At 37.3% G+C, this 5,404-nt stretch carries 2 protein-coding genes; one reads left to right on the forward strand and one right to left on the reverse strand.

The window, feature by feature from the left end:
* A partial coding sequence (locus tag AFK68_RS12295) for an aminotransferase class I/II-fold pyridoxal phosphate-dependent enzyme (protein WP_143437823.1) occupies positions 1-1,207 on the reverse strand: 1,207 nt, incomplete at its 3' end.
* A gap of 384 nt (positions 1,208-1,591) precedes the next feature.
* Between AFK68_RS12295 and ileS the strand changes: the two genes are divergently transcribed.
* Positions 1,592-5,047 (forward strand): isoleucine--tRNA ligase, encoded by a 3,456-nt coding sequence (gene ileS, locus AFK68_RS12300; RefSeq protein ID WP_094673069.1) that lies wholly within the window; start codon positions 1,592-1,594, stop codon positions 5,045-5,047.
* The last annotated feature ends 357 nt before the right edge of the window (positions 5,048-5,404 follow it).

Below are 5,404 nucleotides of genomic sequence, written 5' to 3' on the forward strand. Positions count from 1 at the left end.
TCATAAAGCCTTCTTCAACCACTTTATTATAGATAGCCAGATTAAGTCGATCGATTTTCTCAAGTTCTGTTATTGTGTAATCTGTAATGATTTCCTTCACTTCCATTGTTTTAGGAATAAACCAGAAACAAAGGTTCAAATACTGGGATTCAACCACATATAAAACGCGATTGCAAAGTTTTTTCTTGAATTCTTCCCGATTTTCATAGTATTTTTGAATTAAGTTTTTATAGTGTTCAATGCCATGATATTTAAACATCAACCATAACTTGAAAGCATAAGCTTCTCGAGAACATTGTAAAGACTTAAGGCTCAAACTATATTTTCTATTCTGGTTGTTAGTAAATAGATAATTACCATTAAGTGCTATTGCTTCATCCACTAAAACTGATTCTTCTCTAACCAAAAATACCGAACATAATAGAGGGGCTGAAAGAAATTTATGGAAGTCAAATACAATAGAATCTGATAGAGAACTCAGTTTTCTGTAAAAGGCAGCATCTTCACTAAAATAAACCCCTCCTCCCCAAGCTGCGTCAAAATGAATCCAAGGTTTCACAGCAAATTCTTGGAATATTTCCAGGATTTCTTCTACAGGATCGAAAGTTCCCAACGTCGTCGAACCCATCACACAGCAAAAGTAAATTAGCTCTAGATTTTCATCCTTAATTTTACTCACTAATTCTCTTAAATTTTCTAAATCAACTACTCCTTTTGTTGTAGTTTTAACATTAATAATTTGTTTAATTCCGCAAATTTTTGCAGCTTTACCAACAGAGTAATGAGAATGATCTGAAACGATAATAACTGATTTGTCTAAATCAGCTTTTCCTCTTTGCACGGCTAGGAATATAGATGCTAAATTAGATAAGGTTCCACCTGGGTAAAAGACTCCATCACCTTCAGTATAACCCACTAATGATAACATAATTTCTACCATTTCTACTTCACAACGAGTAAAAATTGGCGAACACTCTTCAGTATGAACATTACAATTAATGTAGCTAGATACAAAATCGGCAAAAACACCGATGGGATCTGGATAAGAAAATAAGTATTTTAAGTTTTTTGGGCTGTAAATATCTGGAGTTAAAGAAACAGTGGATTTAACAAATTTTTCAATCCTCTCCAACCTTTCTGGTTCGGGTAAACCATAAATACCATCTAGCATCTTTAAACATTGATCGAGATATTGTTCTATTAGCATCCAATTTTTTTTATAGCAAGTTATAAGGGTTGTAATTATATCATGTCCGGTTGAATAATTAGACTTTGATGGAAAAAAGGCAGAAGAGTGTGATGAAATGTGGTAACTTATTGGGAATAAAAATAACAAACAGTGGTTCTGGCTAGCAATTGATATAGGAACGAAAGAAAAAGATTATCGGAATTTGATATAATTCTATTTTTACAACCTACATGACTTCCGTAGATGGGTTTCCTCAATATGTTGCCAACCATAGGAAAAATGACTATATTCACTATCTCCCCATATCCCTATATCCCCACCTAATATTTAAGATGATACAAAGAAATAAGTCTAAAATTCTGTAAAATTCTCAATATACTAACAGAAAAATCTAAAATCTAAATGGTTGAAGCAAAATCCTATAAAGACACCGTAAACCTGCCCCAAACTAACTTTAATATGAGGGCAAACTCAGTCACCCGTGAACCAGAACTACAAAAGTTTTGGACAGAATCACAAATTTATGAACGTCTCTCGGAAAGTAACCCAGGGGAAATATTTACCCTACATGATGGCCCACCTTATGCAAATGGCGACCTACATATTGGCCATGCCATGAATAAAATTCTTAAAGATATTATTAACCGCTATCAAATTCTTCAGGGGCGAAAAGTGCGTTATGTTCCTGGTTGGGACTGCCACGGTTTACCCATCGAATTAAAAGTTATTCAAAATCTTAAATCAGCAGAAAGGGCAAAACTTACACCCATAGAATTACGTCAAAAAGCTAGAGATTTTGCTCTGGAAACTGTGGACAAACAACGTGAGTCATTCAAACGTTATGGGGTTTGGGGAGACTGGGAACACCCCTACATGACTCTCACCCCAGAATATGAAGCTGCTCAAATTGGGGTATTTGGCAAAATGGTTTTGAAAGGCTACATTTATCGTGGTCTCAAACCTGTACATTGGAGTCCAAGTTCTAAAACTGCTCTTGCAGAAGCAGAACTGGAATATCCTGAAGGTCACACATCTCAGAGTATTTATGCTGCTTTTAAAATTACTAAGTTGGCAAAAGCAGTTGAAAAGTCTCTCAAACCTTATCTAAAAAAACTCTGGGTTGCTATCTGGACGACAACACCTTGGACGATACCTGGAAATTTGGCAGTTAGTGTTAACCCAGAACTTGATTATGCTGTTGTCAAACCTGATGCTGACTATGCAATGGGAAAAGACAAATTATTCATAGTTGCAGCAGAAGCAGTCGAACGTTTGTCGGCAACTCTCGGCACAACTTTAACACCTGTAGCGACAGTTAAAGGTCAAGACTTAGAAAACTGCACTTATCAACACCCACTGTTTGAGCGAGAAAGTAAAATTCTCATTGGCGGCGACTACGTTACTACTGACTCAGGTACAGGTTTAGTTCACACCGCTCCAGGTCACGGTCAGGAAGACTATATTGTAGGGCAACGTTATAGTTTACCAATTTTGTCGCCTGTGGATGGCAATGGTAAATTTACTGCCGAAGCAGGAGAGTTTGAGGGGTTGAATGTATTAAAAGAGGGAAATGTTGCCATTATTGAAGCACTGCAAAATGTTAATTCTCTCCTGAAAGAGGAACCCTACGAACATAAATATCCCTACGACTGGCGCACCAAAAAACCAACTATTTTCCGAGCAACCGAACAATGGTTTGCTTCCGTTGAGGGTTTCCGGGATGAAGCAGTCAAGGCGATCGCTGATGTGAACTGGATACCCGCTCAAGGAGAAAACCGCATTACACCAATGGTGAGCGATCGCTCTGACTGGTGTATTTCTCGACAAAGAAGTTGGGGTGTACCTATTCCTGTCTTCTATAACGAACAGACTGGGGAACCTTTACTGAATGAGGATACGATCGCTCATGTGCAAAAAATTATTGCCGAAAAAGGTTCTGATGCTTGGTGGGAAATGTCGGTGGAGGAGCTTTTACCAGAAAAATACCGTAAAGATGCTGACAAGTATCAGAAAGGTACAGATACAATGGATGTTTGGTTTGACTCTGGTTCATCTTGGGCAGCAGTTGCTCAACAAAGGGAAGGGTTAAAATATCCAGTTGATATATATTTGGAAGGTTCCGACCAACATCGCGGTTGGTTTCAGTCAAGTTTGCTCACCAGTATTGCTACTAACGGTGTTGCACCATATAAAACAGTTTTGACTCACGGGTTTGTGCTTGACGAAAACGGTCGCAAAATGAGTAAGTCTCTGGGAAATGTGGTAGATCCATCAATAGTTATTGAAGGTGGCAAAAACCAAAAACAGGAACCTCCTTACGGTGCAGATATTTTGCGTTTGTGGGTTTCCTCCGTAGACTATTCTTCTGACGTACCCCTCGGTAAAAATATTCTCAAGCAAACAGCAGATATTTATCGCAAAATTAGAAACACGGCGCGGTTTTTGTTGGGGAATATCCATGATTTCGATCCAGCAAAAGATGCTGTTGCTTATGAGGAAATGCCAGAGTTAGACCGTTATATGTTGCATCGGATAACAGAGGTGTTTGCTGAAGTCAAGGATGGTTTTGATAAATTTCAATATTTCCGCTTTTTCCAAACAGTTCAAAATTTCTGTGTCGTTGACTTATCCAACTTTTATTTAGATATTGCCAAAGACCGACTTTATATTAGTGCGACCGACGCTTTCAGACGGCGCAGTTGTCAGACAGTCTTAGCTATAGCTGTAGAAAACTTAGCCAAAGCGATCGCTCCTGTTTTACCTCACATGGCGGAAGATATTTGGCAAAATCTTCCTTATCCGACTCCCTACAAATCTGTATTTGAGTCTGGGTGGGTAAAATTAGAGTCAAAATGGCATAACCCAGAATTAGTTAAATTATGGGAAGAGTTACGAAAAACTCGCACTGAAGTTAACAAAGTATTGGAAAAAGCAAGGGCAGAAAAATCTATCGGTGCGCCTCTAGAAGCAAAGGTATTATTGTATGTAAAAGATACTGAATTGCGAGAGCAAATGGAATCTTTTAACCTTACTGCTGAAGGAGAAAAAAGTCAGTCAGAATTTCTAGAAGCTAAAATCGAAACTGAACCAGAAATAACAGAAAATACAACTCCTAATAATCCGCCAAAATCTGGTGATAATTTTGCTCAGACTCAGGATTTTTTATCAGACTTTCCTGATATTTTGAGCAAAGTATTTAGTGCATATCAAAAAGCATTAGGGGGAGTATTTTTTGTTGTTATATTATTGTTATTGATCAGAGTGACACTAACAGTAGTAACAACAATCCACCAAATACCCGTAGTAAATTCCATAATGGAATTGGTAGGAATTATTTACACAATTCGCTTTGTTACTCATAATTTGTTGTTGACTAAAACTCGGCGAAGTTTGTCAGAAAAAATCAAATTTACTGCTGAAGATATATTAGGTAAAGGAGCTTTATCACCGAAACCGAAAAAATCAACAGACAATACAGTTAAACAGTCAGCAACCTTAGTATCTCCAGAAGGAGTTTTTGTACCTCCTAAAAAAGTAGATTTACCCCCTGTTCCACAAGTAGTAGAAACAGAAACTTTACCTCAGCAACCAAAAAATATTAAAGCCATGATGACTGGTAATGGAGTTGATGAATTACGTTATCTGTTTATTACTTCTCAAGTAGAATTATTAGAATCTCCAGAAGCTCTAGAAAATCTTGAATATAAATCTATATCAGATTCTTTAGGTGTAGGAGTAGTCAAAGCAGATGGCGAGAAATGCGATCGCTGTTGGAATTATTCTACTCATGTCGGTGTCTCCTCAGAAGACCCGACTATTTGTGAACGTTGTGTTGCTGCTTTAGCAGGAGAATTTTAACCGTCTTTGAGAGAGGTAAAATGATAACCTTGTAGGGACGTTCCATGCAACGTCCCTACTTTGTTGTCTACTTAAATAAAAATCGCCCCTACTGTAGTCTACTGTGCAGGAAAACCGCTGTAATTCTTCAGCAGTAGGAGCATCTTGCTCCTGTATGTGAGGGTTAATTACTGAAGCCAAATAATTGGACAAAGTTAGACAAATATTAATAAATATTGAAGAACTGCTGATTATCTGCTATCATAAATTAAAATTAGGCTAAAAAATCAAAGACTTTTTTTCATGGTTTACCAGTTCAAATGCAATCAATCAAGACCAAGTTAAAAGTTAACAATTACCAAAAAACAATACTTGCCA

It is taken from the genome of Hydrocoleum sp. CS-953 (assembly GCF_002260545.1).
GTDB lineage: Bacteria > Cyanobacteriota > Cyanobacteriia > Cyanobacteriales > Microcoleaceae > Trichodesmium.